The sequence below is a fragment of the Tigheibacillus halophilus genome, from assembly GCF_042683165.1.
Lineage (GTDB): Bacteria > Bacillota > Bacilli > Bacillales > Amphibacillaceae > Tigheibacillus > Tigheibacillus halophilus.
The window spans coordinates 191,826-208,796 of sequence record NZ_JBHUIZ010000003.1 but is presented as its reverse complement, the minus strand read 5'-3'; the positions used below and the strand labels follow the sequence as shown (position 1 = coordinate 208,796).

The following is a 16,971-nucleotide window of genomic DNA, read 5'->3' as shown; positions in this document are numbered from 1 at the left end:
AAAACACAATACAATCATTGACTACTTGATGGAGTACGTGTATCATTTAACATAGTAATCGAAACTACATAAGTGGAGGGATTAAAAACATGAACGTTTATATTCGGGAACCAATCAATGGACTGACACATTTATTTGGTGCTTTACTTTCTTTTGCAGGGTTGCTGGCATTAGTGATTAAAGCAAGCACAACAACTGAATCCGCGTTGGCTGTCATGGCCGTTATCATGTTCGGCATCAGCATGATTTTGTTGTATGCCGCATCAGCAACATATCACATGGTGATTGCCAAAGATCGTGTCATCGCTTTTTTCAGGCGAGTAGACCATTCAATGATTTTTGTATTGATAGCTGGCACGTACACCCCCCTTTGTCTGATCAGTCTCAATGGGACACTCGGCTGGACATTATTCGGTATCGTCAATGGACTAGCACTGTTAGGTGTTATTTATAAACTAGTCTGGTTTCATGCACCAAGATGGCTATCCACCTTGCTGTACCTGGCCATGGGTTGGATTGTGGTCCTTGTCATCCCAAAGCTTGCTGCCATTATCAGTACCAGTGGCATCACGATGCTTATCATTGGCGGGATTTTTTATACAATCGGCGGTTTTATCTACTGGCTGAAACCAAAGTTCCTTGAATTTAAATATATGGGGTTTCATGAGGTTTTCCATATTTTCATCATGTTTGGTACCCTATTTCACTTTTTCTGCATATTTGGATATGTGATATAAAAAAACGCGGTTCTGTTTAGCAGATCCGCGTTTTTTATATCCAGTTTCAGCACTCAGCAACTAGCAGGTTTTTTGGTGGGAGGAGTAACCGCGTCCCAGAAGCTTTCCAGTTTGTACGCGCTGAACGGGCGCTTACGCCCTTCCTATCAATATTGCTGCATATCGGACTGTACATAGTGGTAAAGCAGCTCCAATGTACATGCAAGTGAATCTGCATGTGTACGTTCAAAAGCGTGGGAAGAATCAATCCCGGGACCAATCAGTCCGTGGATAATATCATGTCCGGATTTGATTGCAGCCGATGCATCTGAACCATAATAAGGATAGATGTCAAGCTGATAGCCGATATCATTCTTTTGAGCGATTCCGGTCAAGTGCTTACGCAATCCATAATGATACGGCCCGCTGGCATCCTTCACACAAATCGAAACGGTATACTCGTCCGTTGACTGGCCGTCCCCCATAGCACCCATATCTACAGCCAAATATTCTACAGTTTCGGGTGTGATGTTGGAATTTCCGCCATACCCAATTTCTTCATTATTGGAAATCAAAAAGTGAGTGGTATACGGCAAAGTTATTTCTTCTGTCTGAATATGCTTAATCAGCTGCAGCAAAATCGCAACACTTGCCTTATCATCCAGGTGACGTGATTTGATAAAACCGTTATCGCAAACTTCTACACGTGGGTCAAGTGAGACAAAATCCCCTACTTCGATGCCTAGTGCCCTGATTTCATCGGCATTTTTCACTCTCGCATCAATACGGACTTCCATATTTTCCTGGTTTCTTTCCGCTTTGCCAGCATCTTTGTACACGTGTACAGATGTTTGATGCATCAATATGGTTCCAGTAAAGATCTTTCCTGAGTTGGTGTGAATTTCACAATATTCGCCTTCAATGGAATTATAACGGTAGCCTCCAATCAGATCCAAGCGCAAACGCCCATTATTTTTCACTTCTTTTACGATGGCACCAAGTGTATCTACATGTGCTGTCAACATCCGATGCTCGTTATCATTTTCCCCAGGAAGCGTTGCAATCAGGCCGCCTTTTCGATTCCGTTTTGTTTCCACATTGTACTGTTTCAGGAATTCCTCTACAAATGAAATTACTTGTTTTGTATAACCTGACGGGCTCGGAATAGAGACAAGCTGTTTAATCAATTCTTTGGTTTCGTTTGTATCAGGTTTAAATGTCATATGTACTCCCCTTTCATGTACTCTGCCTCAAGTTTAGCCTGAAATGCGTCCACACTCAACAGATATTACTGCGGCACGAAATAAATTCATTAAAAAGTTCTACACATATTTTCTGCAGTAAACCCTGGTACAGCCGCACGAAGATAAATCAAACTTTCTCAGATAGCACATTGATTTAAACAAAGAAATATGCTCTGGAACGCCCAGGAAATTTTTGAAAAAAAGTCAAAAATTCTTGAATAGAATGCTTTTAAACATGCTATCATGATGAATAATGCTTGATAACATGAAGAAAAGAGGTTTTCATAATCGTGCGCAAACCAATACTTATCGTATGTATTCTGCTGCTGGCTGTATTGGCAGCATGTTCTGGAAAAAATGACAGCGAAACAAGCCAAAAAGATCACAATCCAAAAACAGGAGATAGTTGGGAACAAACAGCTTCAAAGGATGATCTTCCTGATTTTCTCAGTAAGAGTGAAAAGAATATGCAAACTCTTTATCTTGCAGTTGCCAGCCATCGGGAATTATTAGAGCAAATCCCTTGCTACTGCGGCTGCGGAGAATCTGCGGACCATACAAGCAATTATGACTGCTTCATACACGATAACGGAAAAGAATCCGTAACATGGGATGATCATGCCACAAGATGCCAAGCCTGTCTCGATATTGCGGCGGAATCCATCAGTCAATCCATGGATGGAACCCCGTTAAAGGATATTCGCAGGGCAATCGATGAAGCATACAAGGAAGGCTACGCAGAGCCTACCCCGACACCTGCGATCTGATTAAAACTGCCGCCCAAGGCTTCCCTTAGGCGGCAGTTTCTTACCTGGATGAATCCAGCTGCTTGCAGACCTCAATCATTTCAATGACATTTTCAGCGCATGCAGCTCCTTTATTGCCTACCTTCGTTCCCGCTCGCTCAATCGCCTGTTCCAGATTTTCTGTTGTCAGCAGGCCGAATATCACAGGAACGCCACTATTCAAGCTGGCATTTGCGATACCTTTGGAAGCCTCATTGCAAACATAATCATAATGTGAGGTCGCCCCGCGAATGACACAACCTAAAGTAATAATGCCGTCATACCGTCCGCTGTCAGCCATTTTTTTCGCTATCAGCGGGATTTCATACGCACCAGGGACCCATACTGCTTCAATGTCATCGCCTTCCACACCATGGCGTATCAGGGTATCCTCCGCTCCGGACAATAATTTACTCGTTATGAATTCATTGAATCTTGCTGCCACGATACCAATTTTCATATTCCTGCCGATTAGATTACCTGATAATACTCTCATTGTTGTACCCCTCCACATGTAAATAATGATGAAATTTCTCTTTTTTCGTCTGTAAGTAATGGATGTTTTCTTCTTTCGCTGCCATTTCCAGTGGTATTCGTTCAACGACTTCAATGCCGTAATATGCCAGCTTTTCCATTTTATCCGGATTGTTCGTCATCAACCGAACCTGCTTGATTCCTTTGGCATGGAGCATTGCTGCAGCAATACCATAATCCCTTTCATCCGGTTGGAATCCTAATTGAATATTCGCTTCAAAAGTATCTACCTTTTTTTCCTGTAAGGCGTATGCGTGCAATTTATTGACCAGGCCTATACCCCGTCCTTCTTGGCGTAAATACAATACAGCACCGTGTCCGTTTTCTTCAATTTTCCTTAGCGCCATATGCAGCTGGTCCCCACAGTCACAGCGACTGGAACCAAACACATCGCCGGTAAGACATTCGGAATGAAGTCTTAACAGAAGAGGATTCTGCTTATTTTCCATATCGCCTTTACTGATGAACAATTGTGTTTGATCGTCTTTGACTGTATTGATTGCTTCCACTTCAAAGCGTCCATATCTACTCGGTAATTGCACCTTTATTTCACGCTGAAGCACATACGGATCGTTAATATACCTGTACCTTACAATGTCCTCCACTGTAATCATCGGGATTTGCAATCCCTCTGCCAGGGCTTTTAAATCCTTGCGACGAGCCATCGTACCGTCTTTTTTTAAAACTTCACAGATATAAGCGGCTGGTGCCGCCCCTGCCAATCTTGCTAAATCAACTGCGGCTTCCGTGTGTCCGCGGCGTTCCAATACGCCGCCTTGTTTTGCCACAAGCGGAAAAATATGACCAGGCCGCAGAAAATCTTGTTCGCTTGTTGCATCATCAGCTAAAGCACAGATTGTTTTTGCACGTTCCGTTGCAGAAATCCCTGTTGTCGTTTCGCTATGATCGATGCTTATCGTAAAATTCGTCCCAAACGGATCACTATTATGCTGTGTCATCCGATCCAGCTTAAGTTTTTGTGCAATGTCAGCTGAAATGGGGGCACAAAGCAAACCTCTGGCAGAAGTAATCATCCGATTAACCGTTTCGGGCGTGGCATATTCAGCTATTCCAATCAGATCTCCCTCAGCCTCACGATCTTCATCATCGGCAACCAGGACCAATTTTCCCTCCCTCAAATGCTGAATCGCTTTTTCCACATTTTCCATCTGCATCGTTTTTCCCCTCTCTAAAACCCGTTCGTATCCAAGAAAGACTTGTCAATACGAGGGCCCGATTCTTTACTATTCATCAATGTCGTAACGTATTTTCCTAAAATATCTGTTTCTATATTCAACAAATCTCCGAGATGCTTATCTGCCAAAATCGTATGTTCCTGTGTATGTGGTATTAACGATATGGAAAAACCATCCGCGCTAACATCAATGACGGTCAAGCTGGTCCCATCCAAAGCAACTGATCCTTTTTCGACAATCTGTGGCCGCTGCTGTTCAGGCAGCGCAATTTGCAATGTCAATGCATTGCTTTCGCGCTTCTTATTTAGCAGCTCCACCGTAGCATCCACATGCCCTGTGACGATGTGCCCGTCAAAGCGACCAGCTATTCCCAGAGAACGTTCCAAATTTACCGGGTAGTCACGCTGTAGATAAACAAGATTTGTTTTATGAAATGTCTCCGGCATCACATCAGCGGTAAATACATCGGTGTATAAGCTGGAAACTGTCAAACAAACACCGTTCACCGCAATACTGTCGCCTACATCCAAATTGTTTCGGTCCAGCTTGTTCATGTTGATGGACAACCTGATGGTATCACCTTGTTTCGCTATTTGCCTGACACGCCCAATGTCTTGTATGATTCCTGTAAACATGTGAACTCTTCCCTTCCATAGACGGTGATTTTCAAATCCTTTCCAAGCGTTGTTACCTCCAAATTCTGGAAATCTACTTCTCTTTGTCCGAAAACCTTCCCTTGGACAGCAGAAAGAGAGTTGCCGCCGAACAATTTTGGTGCGATGTATACCGTAACTTGATCAACCAGTTGAGCTTCCAAAAATGCGTGATGCATCTGCGCGCCCCCTTCAACCAGTACGGACTGCACCCCATTTTCTGCCAATACTTCTATCACGTGCTCAACAGTCCAACGCTTATTTGTAAATACCTTTACATGCGTCGTCTGCGCGTCATGTGCCGGATACTGTGGTATTTCAGTGAAAATCCACGTCGGTGCTTCGCCTTGCTGGAACAATTTCAGGTTGTTTGTGAGCCTTCCTCTCCGATCGATTACAATCCGAATCGGCGGATATGGCAAAGTTACCGTCCTGACTGTCAACTGTGGATCATCTACAAGAGCCGTTTCTGCTCCAATCAAAATGGCTTGGTATCGGCTGCGCAGTTGCTGAACATCCATCATGCTTTTTTCACCTGTAATGATACTGCGCTCACCCGGTGTGCGATTGATTTTACCATCAAGAGTCATTGCATATTTCAATGTGACATATGGCCTCTTCTTCCGATGGTAAAAATTATACATTCGATTTAAAGCAACTGCTTCAGACGCCATCGTTCCAACTGAAACTTTCACGCCATTTGCTTCCAAAAACTTCTTGCCTCTGCCGCCAACGAGCGGGTTTGGATCCAGCTGTGCAATATGGACTTCCGTTATTCCGGAGGCGACAATATGCTCACAGCAGGGAGGGGTTTTTCCTGTGTGAGAGCATGGCTCAAGCGTCACATACATTTTCGCAGCGGCTAATTGATCTCGATTGGCAACATTTTTCATAGCGTCAATTTCAGCATGGTCTCCGCCAAAATGACTATGATACCCCCTGCCGATGATTTCACCACCTTTTACGATAACCGCACCGACCATCGGATTGGTATACGTGTGCAATCGTCCCTTTTCAGCTTCTTTCATCGCTAACATCATCAGCTGTTCATTTGTCATGGTGTCACCTCATTTAAAAACTTGCCGGCAACCGCTGGGCCCGTAGCGATTGGCCTGGCTGCATTCCAGGAAATCTTCAGGACATGTTCCTAAAAACGCAAAAATGCCCCGTAGTGAATACGGGGCATAAATATGTGATCGCCAAATAAGATTTCATACAGGAAAAAACATAGACAACACCTAAAACAGGCATTGCTACATTTAAAAAACTTGGCATTAGCTTCTGCAAATGCCTTAGTTACATGCAGAAAAAGAATTATACTTCCTTACTGCAAAAATGTATGAAACGTCATTTTCGTTCTATTCTTCTCCCATCCAGACTATACTGTCGGTCCCAGACTCACACTGGGTCAACCGCTGCTCGAGCGGGTCACGGACTTCAATGGTTTTCCATTGTCACCGTCGGTCGGGAATTGCACCCTGCCCCGAAGAATCGTATTTAGTTTTCAAAGTTACCTTACACCATTCTGGAACTGAATGTCAAATGAAATATGATTTATCACAGGAAAGTGTAGGACTGATCGTTATCCAAAAAACAATACTACTTTCCCCATAAATGATACCAAGGGATAGAATAAATACAAAGGATATAGACAGCAGGAAATTGTTGATAACATTGCAACAGAAGTGATCCTATGTTTTTTTGTAATGACCGTTCTATATATTGAGAGGTGTTATGAATGAATCCAAAAAAACTAAGCATGGTTGGTTTGGGAACTGCATTAACAGGGGTTATGGTTATTTTTTGGCTGCCAACTGGAGATTGACGTACCTTTTGTTTACACTCATAGCAATCGTTATATTAATACTTAATGATAAGATCATTCCTCAAACAAAGCATAAGAACGAAAATTGCGTTGAGACCCAGATCTTCCAAGTGGCAAAAAAGGAGCTCATTAACGCTTATTCTGTCTTCTTTACTATTAGGGGTTTCGAGCGCGGCTTACTGGACATTTTCACGGGATTCTGTGTTTCAAATGGACAGTGTTCCTGAATGCTCTCACACAAGGCTGTTGGATTATCATTGGCATTGCAGGTGTATCAGATGGGTTGGACGGATACTTTAGCTCGCAAATCGGATTAGTGCCTTCCTACCGGCTAAGTGTCATTTTGCTGGGGGCTTCTTCCTTATTAATAGGTTTATTTACAAACATCTTCCCTGTTGTCTTTTCAGCAATTTCTTTTGGAAGCTCTTATATATTCATGACAGGTGTTTTGATCATTTGGGGTATCCATATTTTTCAAACAAACCCTTCATTCGGGCTCGGTTTACCGTTTTTATTATTAGCTTTAGGTCAAGTGTTTGGCTCACTGATTGGAGGGGGTGTTGCAGGAGTTGTAGGTTATAAAGCCATGTTTATCCTATTTGCTATGATTAGTTTTATTGCTTTGATTTTTAAACCCGTAAAATAAAAGGAGCCATAACGTTTCCAAACGGAAATTTTATGGTTCCTGTCATTTTTTTTCACAAAAAAACCACCAATTATGTATTGGTGGAGACGGTGGGAATCGAACCCACGTCCAGAGATATTGCCACTTCGGCTTCTACGCGTGTAGTTGACATATTATCATTCACTGTCTTTTCAGCCTGTCAACAGGCTTCCAAAGCAGCTAGTCTGATTGGTTTCAACTATTGGTCTCAGACGGTGGCCAACAGTATAGCCCGCTTCATTTGAGACCCTTCGATCTGCCACACGGGCGATAGCAGGAAGGATCGCTAAAGCACTACTTACGCAGCAGCTAAAGCTGGTTGATTGTTAGTTTTGCCAGTTATTATAGGCGTTTAACGTTTTACGAGACGTAACCTCGACGCGCCACCCAAGCTCAACCTATCCCTGTCGAATCCGTAACGTCCCCTTCATAAAAAGGAGTTACGACAGTCAAGCATTGGTGTGTCCTAACTACAATATTCATTATAACATATTGCCGTTGAAAATCAACCTGAGCCGCCTGGAAGCTTTATCCTCTTTTCCCTTTCCGAAGCACCTCATGCACCACATGGTCAATCAAATTCGGTACCACCTTCATGGAATAGGTAATCTCCATCCGCTCATATTTTTTATGCGCATCCATACCGTACGGCCCAATATTTATGACTGGGATATTCAGATCATTCACATCTTCATAGGCGACATATAACTTTGTCCCCCATGCAGGATTGTTACGCTTATAGGCTTCGATATCATCCATACCATCACTCATCGCAACAAAACTCATATCAGAAATATAAGGAAAAAAATGCTTAATGACGATTGGATGGTCATAGGATTGCTGCACATGCTTGACACCTTGTTCAAGCGCATCGGCCAAAATTTGTTCGTCTTCTGTTTCCTCCCCCATTTTTACACGTGGAGAATATAAAGAAGTATAAAATACGAAGATAGCAGGACGCTTATCTTCCATCCATTTCCACGCTTCTTCAATTACTCTGGCGGCATACATGCGTCCATCCAATGTTTCGTCATACATCAAATCATGTTTGAAAGCTGCCATATGGCTCGTGTAGGCATCTCCATGCAGTGCTGTCAGCATTTTATCCATTTCTTCATACGTGAAAACGCGTGTTTTCCACGGCAAAGACTCCACTGGATATCCATGCATCTGACAGTAGGCTTGATAACGTTCAGTGTATTGTGCCACCGCACTTTCAAAAGCGTTTTCTGCTTGGCCTCGCAATTTCTCCAATACTTCTTCCGGAGTCCATGAGTGTGTGAAGAAATTATAGTAAGCAAAGGCGGACAACGCTGTTTGTACGGTGTAAACCGGCTTCAGATCCGTTTGTTTCAACGACACCGGCGGCATGGTCGTTTCTCCTAAAGCTTCGTTACACAAATCCAAGTTATAGCTGATTTGCTTCGTCAGTTCAGCTATCAAAAAATTAGGATCAAGTCCTTCGAATGGCGCACCTACATGCGTTTCTGCCCCAGTTACAAAAAAAGAAGGCAGTAATTTGCCGACAGTCCCTTTGTACACATATCGATGTGGGTCTCCTTTGTATAAAGGTGCCACAAAATCGCTGTTAACCACTGCAGCATAATGAAAATCATGTTCCTTTTTCCATTGTTTCAACGTCTTCAAGGCTGACAAAACACCGTGTGAACTATCCTCTTCATCACACTCCGCCAATAACAGCAAATTCCCATCTAACTCCTCAGGGTGCTTTGCGTAATACGAAATAAGATATAAATTCGCCGCCAGTCCGCTTTTCATGTCCAGCACACCACGACCAAACAGCCAATCATCTGAAGAAGCCTGTGCTTTGATTGGCTTCGGCAGATCAAGCTTTCCGCTTCTCAAATAATTCATCCATTCATCAGGAGAAAACGCATAGTCCTGTTCTTGGTTAAAATCATCGACTCCGACTGTATCCATGTGGCCCATCAGCACCACGGCCCGATTATTTTTCATTTTTTCCCCTTTAACAAAAGCCAGTACGTTACAACGTTCCAGCTCATCATCTTCCGTTTGGACAATAGCCAGATGAGTGGGATTTTCCTGAAAGTAAGCCAAGGACGCCAAATACGTATAAATAGAATGGGCAATCACATTTTCCCCTTCAGTATTAACGATACTGTTCATTTGTACAAGCCGCTTTGTCAAAGCAAGCAATTCATCCTCACTTGAAAACATACTTTTATGCACAGCTGCCATCAGAACTTCCCCCTCACTCAGTATGGGTGCTTTTCTTCACTGTCTTTTAGGTTCCCTTTTTAGGCAAAGCCAATCCGTACACAGGACAACTGATAGACCTGGATATACAAAAACCACCAGCAAACGATAGGTGAGTATCCTGTAGTTCGTGATGGCTTTTTGTACAGCAGATTCAATTGATAACAGGAAAATCAAAGAAACATAAGTTCCGGCAAAACTTTTACCTGACATGCTCTTTCATCGCCCGGTCAATATCGCGCTTCATCTGTTTCTGTTTGAGGTCTTCCCGCTTATCGTATTTCTTTTTCCCTTTACCTAGGCCGAGCAAAATTTTAGCATAACCGTCTTTGATATACAGCTTCAAAGGGACGAGCGCGTATCCCTGTTGCTGTGTCATCCCGATCAGCTTATCGATCTGTTTGCGATGCAGCAGCAATTTTCTCGAACGGGTCGGGTCGTGATTGAAACGGTTCCCTTGTTCATACGGGGAAATATGCATATTGATTAAATACACTTCACCACGGCGATCAATGCGCGCATGCGCATCCTTCAGATTCACCCGGCCATTGCGGATCGATTTGATTTCGGTCCCTTGCAATACAATCCCCGCTTCGTAGGTTTCCTCAATGAAATAATCATGAGACGCTCTTTTATTCTGTGCGTAAACTTTTCCGTGTCCTTTTGGCATGTTACATCCTCCACGTTATGTGTATGCCTATTCTATCAAAAGTTGCCGGCAAAGCCAACAAATGCATTTGGCTCTTTCACAAGAGGGAGAACGCATGAATAGTTCATGCATCTTTGACAGATCAAAATACTGATACAATTTATTACTTCATCCCGTTATACAATTTATCGATATTCCATTCGAGGTATTTGATGTAGGTGTCTCCCGGTTTACCTTTCTTGCCGATTTCATCAGAAAAGATATAATCCTTATAGATGTCTATTCCTGTCTCTTTAGAGACTGTTTCCATCGGCCTTGTATCCACATTGGATTCTACAAATAGTGCAGGCACTGGGTTATCTTTAATGAACTTTACCAATGACTTGATTTGCTCTGGCGAACCGTTTTCTTCAGTATCAATTTCCCAAATATACCCCTCTTTGATGTCATAACTGTCGGCCAAATATTGAAAAGCACGTTCGCTCGTTATCAAAATTCGCTTTTCATCCGGGATTTCAGCAAATTTTTCGGCATACTCCTTTTCGATATCTTTTAATTTAGCAATGAAATCGTTCGCGTTTTTATCATAGTCACCCTTATGATCCGAGTCAGCTTTCATCAATGCATCGCGGATATTTTCTGCCATTTTGATGCCTACATTTGGGTCGATGAAAGCATGGGGATTGATTTCTGATTCATGCCCATTTTCACCTTTCAAATATTTCGGTTCCACGCCCTCCATCACTTGGTAAATATGTTCATCCGATTGCTTTACAGAATCTGTTAATTTATGGAACCAACCGCTGTCTCCGCCTTCCAAGTTTAAGCCGTTGTAAAATAGTAAATCGGCATCCGTCGCTTTCTTTATATCCTCCGGCAGTGGCTCGTACTCATGTGGGTCTGTTCCGATTGGAACAAGGTTATGAACAGAAAGGTGCTCCTTGCCGATCTCCTTCACCATGTTGTCCAAGATAGAGAACGAAGTAACTACTTTCAAGGAACCATCATCCGCACCTTTTTTCCCATCCTCATTTCCTTTTTCATTACCCTTTCCACAAGCACTGAGTAATAATGCCAACCCTAACAAAAAAACAATCCATAGAAAACTTTTTTTCATTCTCTTTCTCCTTCCTGTATTTCCTATAATTTTTTTATGCCGCAGAACGACGCCGCCACGTGCGTATTGCTTGCCCTATAATTCCTTGCTTCGGTGAAAATAAGAAAGTGAATATAAAAATAAGTGTTGTCGCAATAACAATCACCGGACCAGACGGCCAATTATATTTAAAGCTCATGTATAGTCCAATCACTGAAGATAATGCGCCGAAAAAACCTGATAAGGCAATCATGATGGAAAGACGGTTTGTCAATAAGTAGGCAGTTGACGCAGGTGTGATCAGCATTGCAACAACAAGAATAACGCCAACCGTTTGTAAAGAAGCAACTGTAACTAATGTCAATAAGATCATCAGCAGATAATGAATCCATTTTGTCGGCAAGCCGTATGCCTTGGAAACAACCGGATCGAATGTGGTGATTAAAAACTCCTTATACAAAAGCGTAATCACTGCTAATACTACTATGCCAATCGCCAATGTCAGCCACATATCCGAAGATCGAACAGCAAGCACGTTACCAAACAAAATTTGCGTCAAATCAATCGCTGTTTGCGCCTGTGTCATCAAAATAATCCCCAATGCAAGAAAAGCAGAAAATACAATTCCGATGGAAGCGTCACTTTTAATGCGGCTATTTTGATTGACGAATCCGATTCCACCTGCTGTCAATAACCCGAAAACAACCGCCCCATAGAAATAGTTGATACCAAGCATAAAAGAAATTGCAACACCGGGTAAAACAGCATGTGAGATAGCATCACCCATTAACGACAGTCCACGAAGGACAATAAAACAACCAATTACACCGCAAATGATGCCAACCATGATGGAAGTAAATAAGGCTTTCTGCAAGAATCCATAATTTATTATGTCTTGAATAAATTCCATTTACAAACGACCTCCAACCTGTTCCAAAAAGGAAAAATTACCGCGATAAGCTTTGGTCATCTGTTCCGGGCGAAAAACTTCCTGTACCGCTCCCGCACCGATTAAATCTTGATTGATCAGAACAAGTTCATCAAAGTAATCCTTCACTTTCGCTAAGTCATGATGGACGACAAAAACTGTTTTTTCTTCATCCCGCAGCTTCTTCAAAATACGAATAATCGTTTCTTCGCTGGACACATCGATACCGACAAACGGTTCATCCAGAAAAAAGATCTCCGCCCGCTGTGCCAATGCCCTTGCTAAAAAAATACGCTGTTGCTGTCCGCCTGATAATTCCCCGATTTGCTGCTTTCCATAGTCAGCCATACCGACTTGCTCCAGACAGCTTTCCGCTAGTTCTTTTTCATTTTTACCCGGGCGTTTAAAGAGTTTTAGTGACGGATAGGTACCGAGAAGCACCGTATCACGTACACTGATTGGAAAGTCCCAATCAAGCATGCTTCTTTGTGGAACATAAGCAATTTTTCTGCGCATCTGTTTGATGTTCTTACCCAAAACGGATATATTGCCACTGTCCGCTGGAATCAATCCAAGCATCGCCTTCATTAATGTCGATTTTCCCGCACCATTCGGGCCGATAATTCCAACCAATTTTCCCGTTTCAAATGAAAACGAAATATTCCGGATTACGGTTTTCCCGGTGTAAGATACGGAAAGGTTATTTACTGTTATTGCGTTGTTCATCGTTCTGTTCCACCCCTTTTTCACGACTAACTACAAAATCATAAAAATCACTATATACCTGTTCGATAAAAACAAACTTCAATTTACTTGACCTTGCATGACGTACATGCAAAATTTCGTAAAAATATGTGTATGTTAACTCCTTTCAATTATTTTCACTCAAGGAAACATTTACTCAAAAATACACTTGTTTGCATTATAGTGATAAATTCCGTAAATTTTTTCCTTTATAATTTTTAGTTTTACCTTCATTATATAAATTTACCTTATGCAACATTAAATAAAAGTGCTACGTTTTCTTTCATCATTCATTTTCGTGTCCTGACTCTATAAAGTAGTATAAAAGATTAATTTTTGAATGTCAACAATTAATTTTCCCTAAGGAAACTTACGTGTACAAACGCATGAATATATTTCTAAAATATACGTCCCCTGAAAATAGAAACAAACTAGTGCAAGTAAATTAACTTTCCACGATAGGCGTTTATAGCACTTTATAGAGCAAGTTTATCCTGGTGCAAAACGGTTTGTTTTCAAATTCTAGTTTATCTCAGGCATTTTGCTTGTTTCGGTCATTTTATCGAGATAGAACTGGCTGCTGATCGCAAATTAAAAAAAGAGCCACGCTTAAGTGACTCTTGCCAAATTATCTTCTTTTTTTCTTCTTCTTAGTATGTTTTGCAACGTTTGCAACATGATTTCCGCTGCTTTTCCTACGCTTCACCCTATTTTCGGCCAATTCAAAATCGACAACATGTTCATCGACGTTCACACCGACCACTTTTACTTTGACCTCATCACCAATGCGATAAATTTTCTTCGTTCTTTCACCAATCAACGAATAGTGTTTTTCATCGAAGTGATAATAGTCGTCTGTCAAATAACTGACATGAACCAGGCCTTCAATCGTGTTTTCCAATTCAACAAACATGCCAAAGCTGGTGACAGAGCTGATGACGCCTGTGAAAACTTCTCCAACCTTATCCTTCATAAATTCGGCTTTTTTCAGATCGTCTGTATCACGTTCAGCATCAACCGCGCGACGTTCCATCTCTGATGTATGCTTGGCGATTTCCGGCAGTTTATCTTTCCATGATTTTAACGTGTTGTTATCCAGCTTACCATTGACCAGATAAGTTCTGATCAAGCGGTGAACGATCAAATCCGGATAACGGCGGATCGGTGAAGTAAAATGCGTATAAAATTTTGTCGCAAGTCCAAAGTGTCCAATACTCTGCGGATCGTATTTGGCTTGTTTCATGGAACGAAGCATCAGCTTGGATACGATCATTTCTTCAGGTTCATCCTTGACTTCTTCAATGATTTTCTGCAGGCTTTGTGGGTGAATATCGTTTGCTTTGCCTTTGACATTCAGACCAAGTCCAGCTAAAAATTCAAAGAAATGCTGCAGCTTGCCTTCATCTGGATCTTCGTGAATCCTGTGGATAAAAGGCACATCCATCCAGTGAAAATGTTCCGCAACTGTTTCATTCGCAGCAAGCATGAATTCCTCTATCAGACGTTCAGCGACAGAACGTTCCCGAATGACAACATCTTTTGGCTTTCCTTTCTCATCGACAAGAACAGCCGCTTCCTTGAAATCGAAATCGATGGCTCCCCTGCCCATTCGTTTATGTCTCAAAATAGCTGCGAGTTTTTCCATTCTCTTAAACATGTCAACGAGTGGATTGTATTTTTTTTTCAGCTCATCATCGTCATCGACAAGTATTTTGTTTACATCATGATACGTCATTCGAGCTGTTGTCTTAATCACACTTGGAAAGATTTCGTGGTTGATAACAGTCCCTTGAGGATCAATTTCCATTTCACAGCTAAGCGTGAGTCTGTCTACCTGCGGATTCAAAGAACATATACCATTGGACAGCCTATGCGGAATCATCGGGATAACCCTATCCACCAAATATACACTTGTTCCCCGTTCATAAGCTTCTTTATCAATGGCGGAGCCTCTTGGAACATAATAGCTGACATCAGCGATGTGCACGCCAAGTTTGTAATTGCCGTTGTCCATTTCTGTGACTGTTACAGCATCATCCAGGTCTTTTGCATCTGCACCGTCAATGGTAACAATTGTTTGATCACGCAGATCGTGCCGATTTCCCAGATCTGTTTCTGAGATGTTCTCCGGTGTTGCACGAGCCTGTTCCAGTACCTCATCAGGAAAATCAATGGAAATACCATATTTATAAATGATTGACAAGATATCAATACCTGGATCATTCTTATGGCCAAGAATCTGGACGATTTCCCCTTCTGCGCTCTTTTGTTTTTCGGGGTACTTGGTAATCCTGGCAATGACCTTATGGCCGTTGACAGCACCATTGAATTTTCCCTTTGGGATGAAAATATCATTTGGAATCCGTTTATCGTCAGCTATCACAAAGCCGAACGCTTTATTGTTTTCAAATGTGCCAACAATTTGGCTGACAGATCTTTCAAGTATCCGGATGACTTTGCCTTCCGGCCGGTTACCTTCTTCCAATGTCTTCTCAATCCTGACCAGCACTTTATCCTCATTCATAGCCGAAGCCAAATCAGAATGATGTATGTATACATCAGGCTGGTCATCGTTATCTGGAATAAGGAAGGCGAAGCCTTTGGCATGCATCTGGATTTTGCCTCGGATCAGGTTCATTTTCTCGGGAAGACCAAAACGGTTTTTCCTGGTTCTGACAAGCTCACCAGCACTTTCCAATTCATTAAGGGAAACGACAAGAGATTTGAACGTTTCAGCATCTGACGCCCCGATTTCTTCTTCGAGCTCTTCTACCGCAAGCGGTTTTGCATCATTTTGTGCAAAGTAAGCCCTGACCTTCACTTTAATAGCATCCTTGTCCATATTTTGCACCTTCTTTCTGTTTACATTGGTTACGTAGATATAATCTATTCCAATTAATTAACATTACTTATTGTTCCCAATCCAATGACTCCAGAAACATATGAATATCCTCATGCAGTGCTTGTTTAGCATTTGAAAGTGTAATGACATGCGGAGCATCATACCATTTAATAGCCTTCGAATCAGATTGAATATTATCATATATATATGCTGCACTGTCCATATTGATCATTTCATCGTTTTTGGCTTGTACGACCATGGAAGGGGCATAAATCAACTCGACATTTTCTTTCACTTGCGAAATGGTATCAGCAATTTCCTGAAACATCTCTTCGGAGTGATCCATCAACTGGTCCACTTCTTCTGAGATGACTGCAGCTTCTTTGCCTTCCAGTTCTTTGTATTCCTTGGCAAAGAAACGAAATCCCTTTGTCAGTTGTGTTTTATTATCAAAAAACATCGGTGCACACATCGGTATCACCCCTTTGACCTTTTTAGAATACGCGAGACGGAGTCCAAGGACCCCGCCTAATGAAAGACCAGCGACAGCAATTTCCTTATAGCCAAGTTCCTCTAAATGGGTGTATGCCTGCAGTACATCCTCCCACCACTGTGTTGCATTCGCTTTGGTCAATTCCTCCGGCGGCAGACCATGGCCGCGGTAAATTGGTGCATGAGAGGTATATCCTTGTCTTTCCAGAAATCTCCCCAACATGCGAACATCCGCTGAATTACCTGTAAACCCGTGAAGCAGCAACACCGCTCTCGGTCCTGCTTCAAATGTAAACGGTTCTGGTTTCTTTATCTTCATTTTCAATTCTCCTTACACTATCTTCTATGCTAACATTACTTTACCC

15 protein-coding genes, 1 other RNA gene and 1 riboswitch are annotated in these 16,971 nt (G+C 42.2%); of the genes, 3 read left to right on the top strand and 13 right to left on the bottom strand.

From position 1 onward, the window contains the following. Nucleotides 1-89: 89 nt before the first annotated feature. Nucleotides 90-737, top strand: a complete 648-nt coding sequence (gene trhA, locus ACFSMW_RS01490; RefSeq protein ID WP_390352390.1) for a PAQR family membrane homeostasis protein TrhA — start codon at nt 90-92, stop codon at nt 735-737. 146 nt (nt 738-883) lie between these two features. Here trhA and ACFSMW_RS01485 read toward each other — a convergent pair whose 3' ends face one another. Continuing rightward, nucleotides 884-1,939, bottom strand: coding sequence for a M42 family metallopeptidase (locus tag ACFSMW_RS01485; RefSeq protein ID WP_390352388.1), 1,056 nt, complete (start codon nt 1,937-1,939; stop codon nt 884-886). A gap of 311 nt (nt 1,940-2,250) precedes the next feature. On the opposite strand from ACFSMW_RS01485, the gene ACFSMW_RS01480 reads away from it, so the two are divergent. Then, nucleotides 2,251-2,727 carry a PCYCGC motif-containing (lipo)protein gene (locus tag ACFSMW_RS01480; RefSeq protein WP_390352387.1) on the top strand — a complete coding sequence of 159 codons (477 nt, stop codon included), beginning with the start codon at nt 2,251-2,253 and terminating at the stop codon, nt 2,725-2,727. Between the two features lie 40 nt (nt 2,728-2,767). On the opposite strand, the gene ribH is transcribed toward ACFSMW_RS01480, so the two are convergent. Genes ribH through ribD form a run of 4 tightly spaced genes read right to left on the bottom strand, consistent with a single transcriptional unit; the run spans nt 2,768 to nt 6,186 of the window. Then, nucleotides 2,768-3,241 (bottom strand): 6,7-dimethyl-8-ribityllumazine synthase, encoded by a 474-nt coding sequence (ribH, locus tag ACFSMW_RS01475; RefSeq protein ID WP_390352385.1) that lies wholly within the window; start codon nt 3,239-3,241, stop codon nt 2,768-2,770. Then, entirely contained in the window at nt 3,222-4,454 is a 1,233-nt protein-coding gene (gene ribA, locus ACFSMW_RS01470; protein WP_390352383.1) for a GTP cyclohydrolase II, read from the bottom strand. The genes ribH and ribA overlap by 20 nt, the downstream gene beginning before the upstream one ends. 14 nt (nt 4,455-4,468) lie before the next feature. Next, nucleotides 4,469-5,110 carry a riboflavin synthase gene (locus ACFSMW_RS01465; protein ID WP_390352381.1) on the bottom strand — a complete coding sequence of 214 codons (642 nt, stop codon included), beginning with the start codon at nt 5,108-5,110 and terminating at the stop codon, nt 4,469-4,471. Beyond that, nucleotides 5,065-6,186 carry a bifunctional diaminohydroxyphosphoribosylaminopyrimidine deaminase/5-amino-6-(5-phosphoribosylamino)uracil reductase RibD gene (ribD, locus tag ACFSMW_RS01460; RefSeq protein ID WP_390352379.1) on the bottom strand — a complete coding sequence of 374 codons (1,122 nt, stop codon included), beginning with the start codon at nt 6,184-6,186 and terminating at the stop codon, nt 5,065-5,067. The genes ACFSMW_RS01465 and ribD overlap by 46 nt, the downstream gene beginning before the upstream one ends. 299 nt (nt 6,187-6,485) lie before the next feature. After that, a riboswitch (FMN riboswitch) is annotated at nt 6,486-6,623 on the bottom strand. A 613-nt stretch (nt 6,624-7,236) separates the two neighbouring features. On the opposite strand from ribD, the gene ACFSMW_RS01455 reads away from it, so the two are divergent. Beyond that, nucleotides 7,237-7,599, top strand: coding sequence for a hypothetical protein (locus tag ACFSMW_RS01455; RefSeq protein WP_390352378.1), 363 nt, complete (start codon nt 7,237-7,239; stop codon nt 7,597-7,599). Nucleotides 7,600-7,677: 78 nt separating this feature from the next. Here the strand turns inward: ACFSMW_RS01455 and ssrA are convergent. From ssrA to ACFSMW_RS01415, 8 genes are all read right to left on the bottom strand, one after another. After that, nucleotides 7,678-8,043, bottom strand: a transfer-messenger RNA (tmRNA) gene (gene ssrA / locus ACFSMW_RS01450). Between the two features lie 102 nt (nt 8,044-8,145). Further along, entirely contained in the window at nt 8,146-9,837 is a 1,692-nt protein-coding gene (locus ACFSMW_RS01445; protein ID WP_390352376.1) for a M20/M25/M40 family metallo-hydrolase, read from the bottom strand. Between the two features lie 220 nt (nt 9,838-10,057). Continuing rightward, nucleotides 10,058-10,525: an SsrA-binding protein SmpB gene (gene smpB / locus ACFSMW_RS01440; RefSeq protein WP_390352373.1), complete on the bottom strand. Its 468-nt coding sequence runs from the start codon at nt 10,523-10,525 to the stop codon at nt 10,058-10,060. Between the two features lie 142 nt (nt 10,526-10,667). After that, on the bottom strand, nt 10,668-11,621 hold the full coding sequence (locus ACFSMW_RS01435; protein ID WP_390352371.1) for a metal ABC transporter solute-binding protein, Zn/Mn family: 954 nt from the start codon (nt 11,619-11,621) through the stop codon (nt 10,668-10,670). 34 nt (nt 11,622-11,655) lie between these two features. Next, entirely contained in the window at nt 11,656-12,510 is an 855-nt protein-coding gene (locus tag ACFSMW_RS01430) for an iron chelate uptake ABC transporter family permease subunit (protein ID WP_390352369.1), read from the bottom strand. Further along, entirely contained in the window at nt 12,511-13,254 is a 744-nt protein-coding gene (locus ACFSMW_RS01425) for a metal ABC transporter ATP-binding protein (RefSeq protein WP_390352367.1), read from the bottom strand. It lies immediately after the preceding gene. 646 nt (nt 13,255-13,900) lie between these two features. Next, the gene (rnr, locus tag ACFSMW_RS01420; protein ID WP_390352365.1) at nt 13,901-16,114 is read right to left on the bottom strand and encodes a ribonuclease R; all 2,214 of its coding nucleotides are present in this window, start codon (nt 16,112-16,114) and stop codon (nt 13,901-13,903) included. Between the two features lie 67 nt (nt 16,115-16,181). Further along, entirely contained in the window at nt 16,182-16,925 is a 744-nt protein-coding gene (locus tag ACFSMW_RS01415; RefSeq protein WP_390352363.1) for an alpha/beta hydrolase, read from the bottom strand. Between the last annotated feature and the right edge of the window lie 46 nt (nt 16,926-16,971).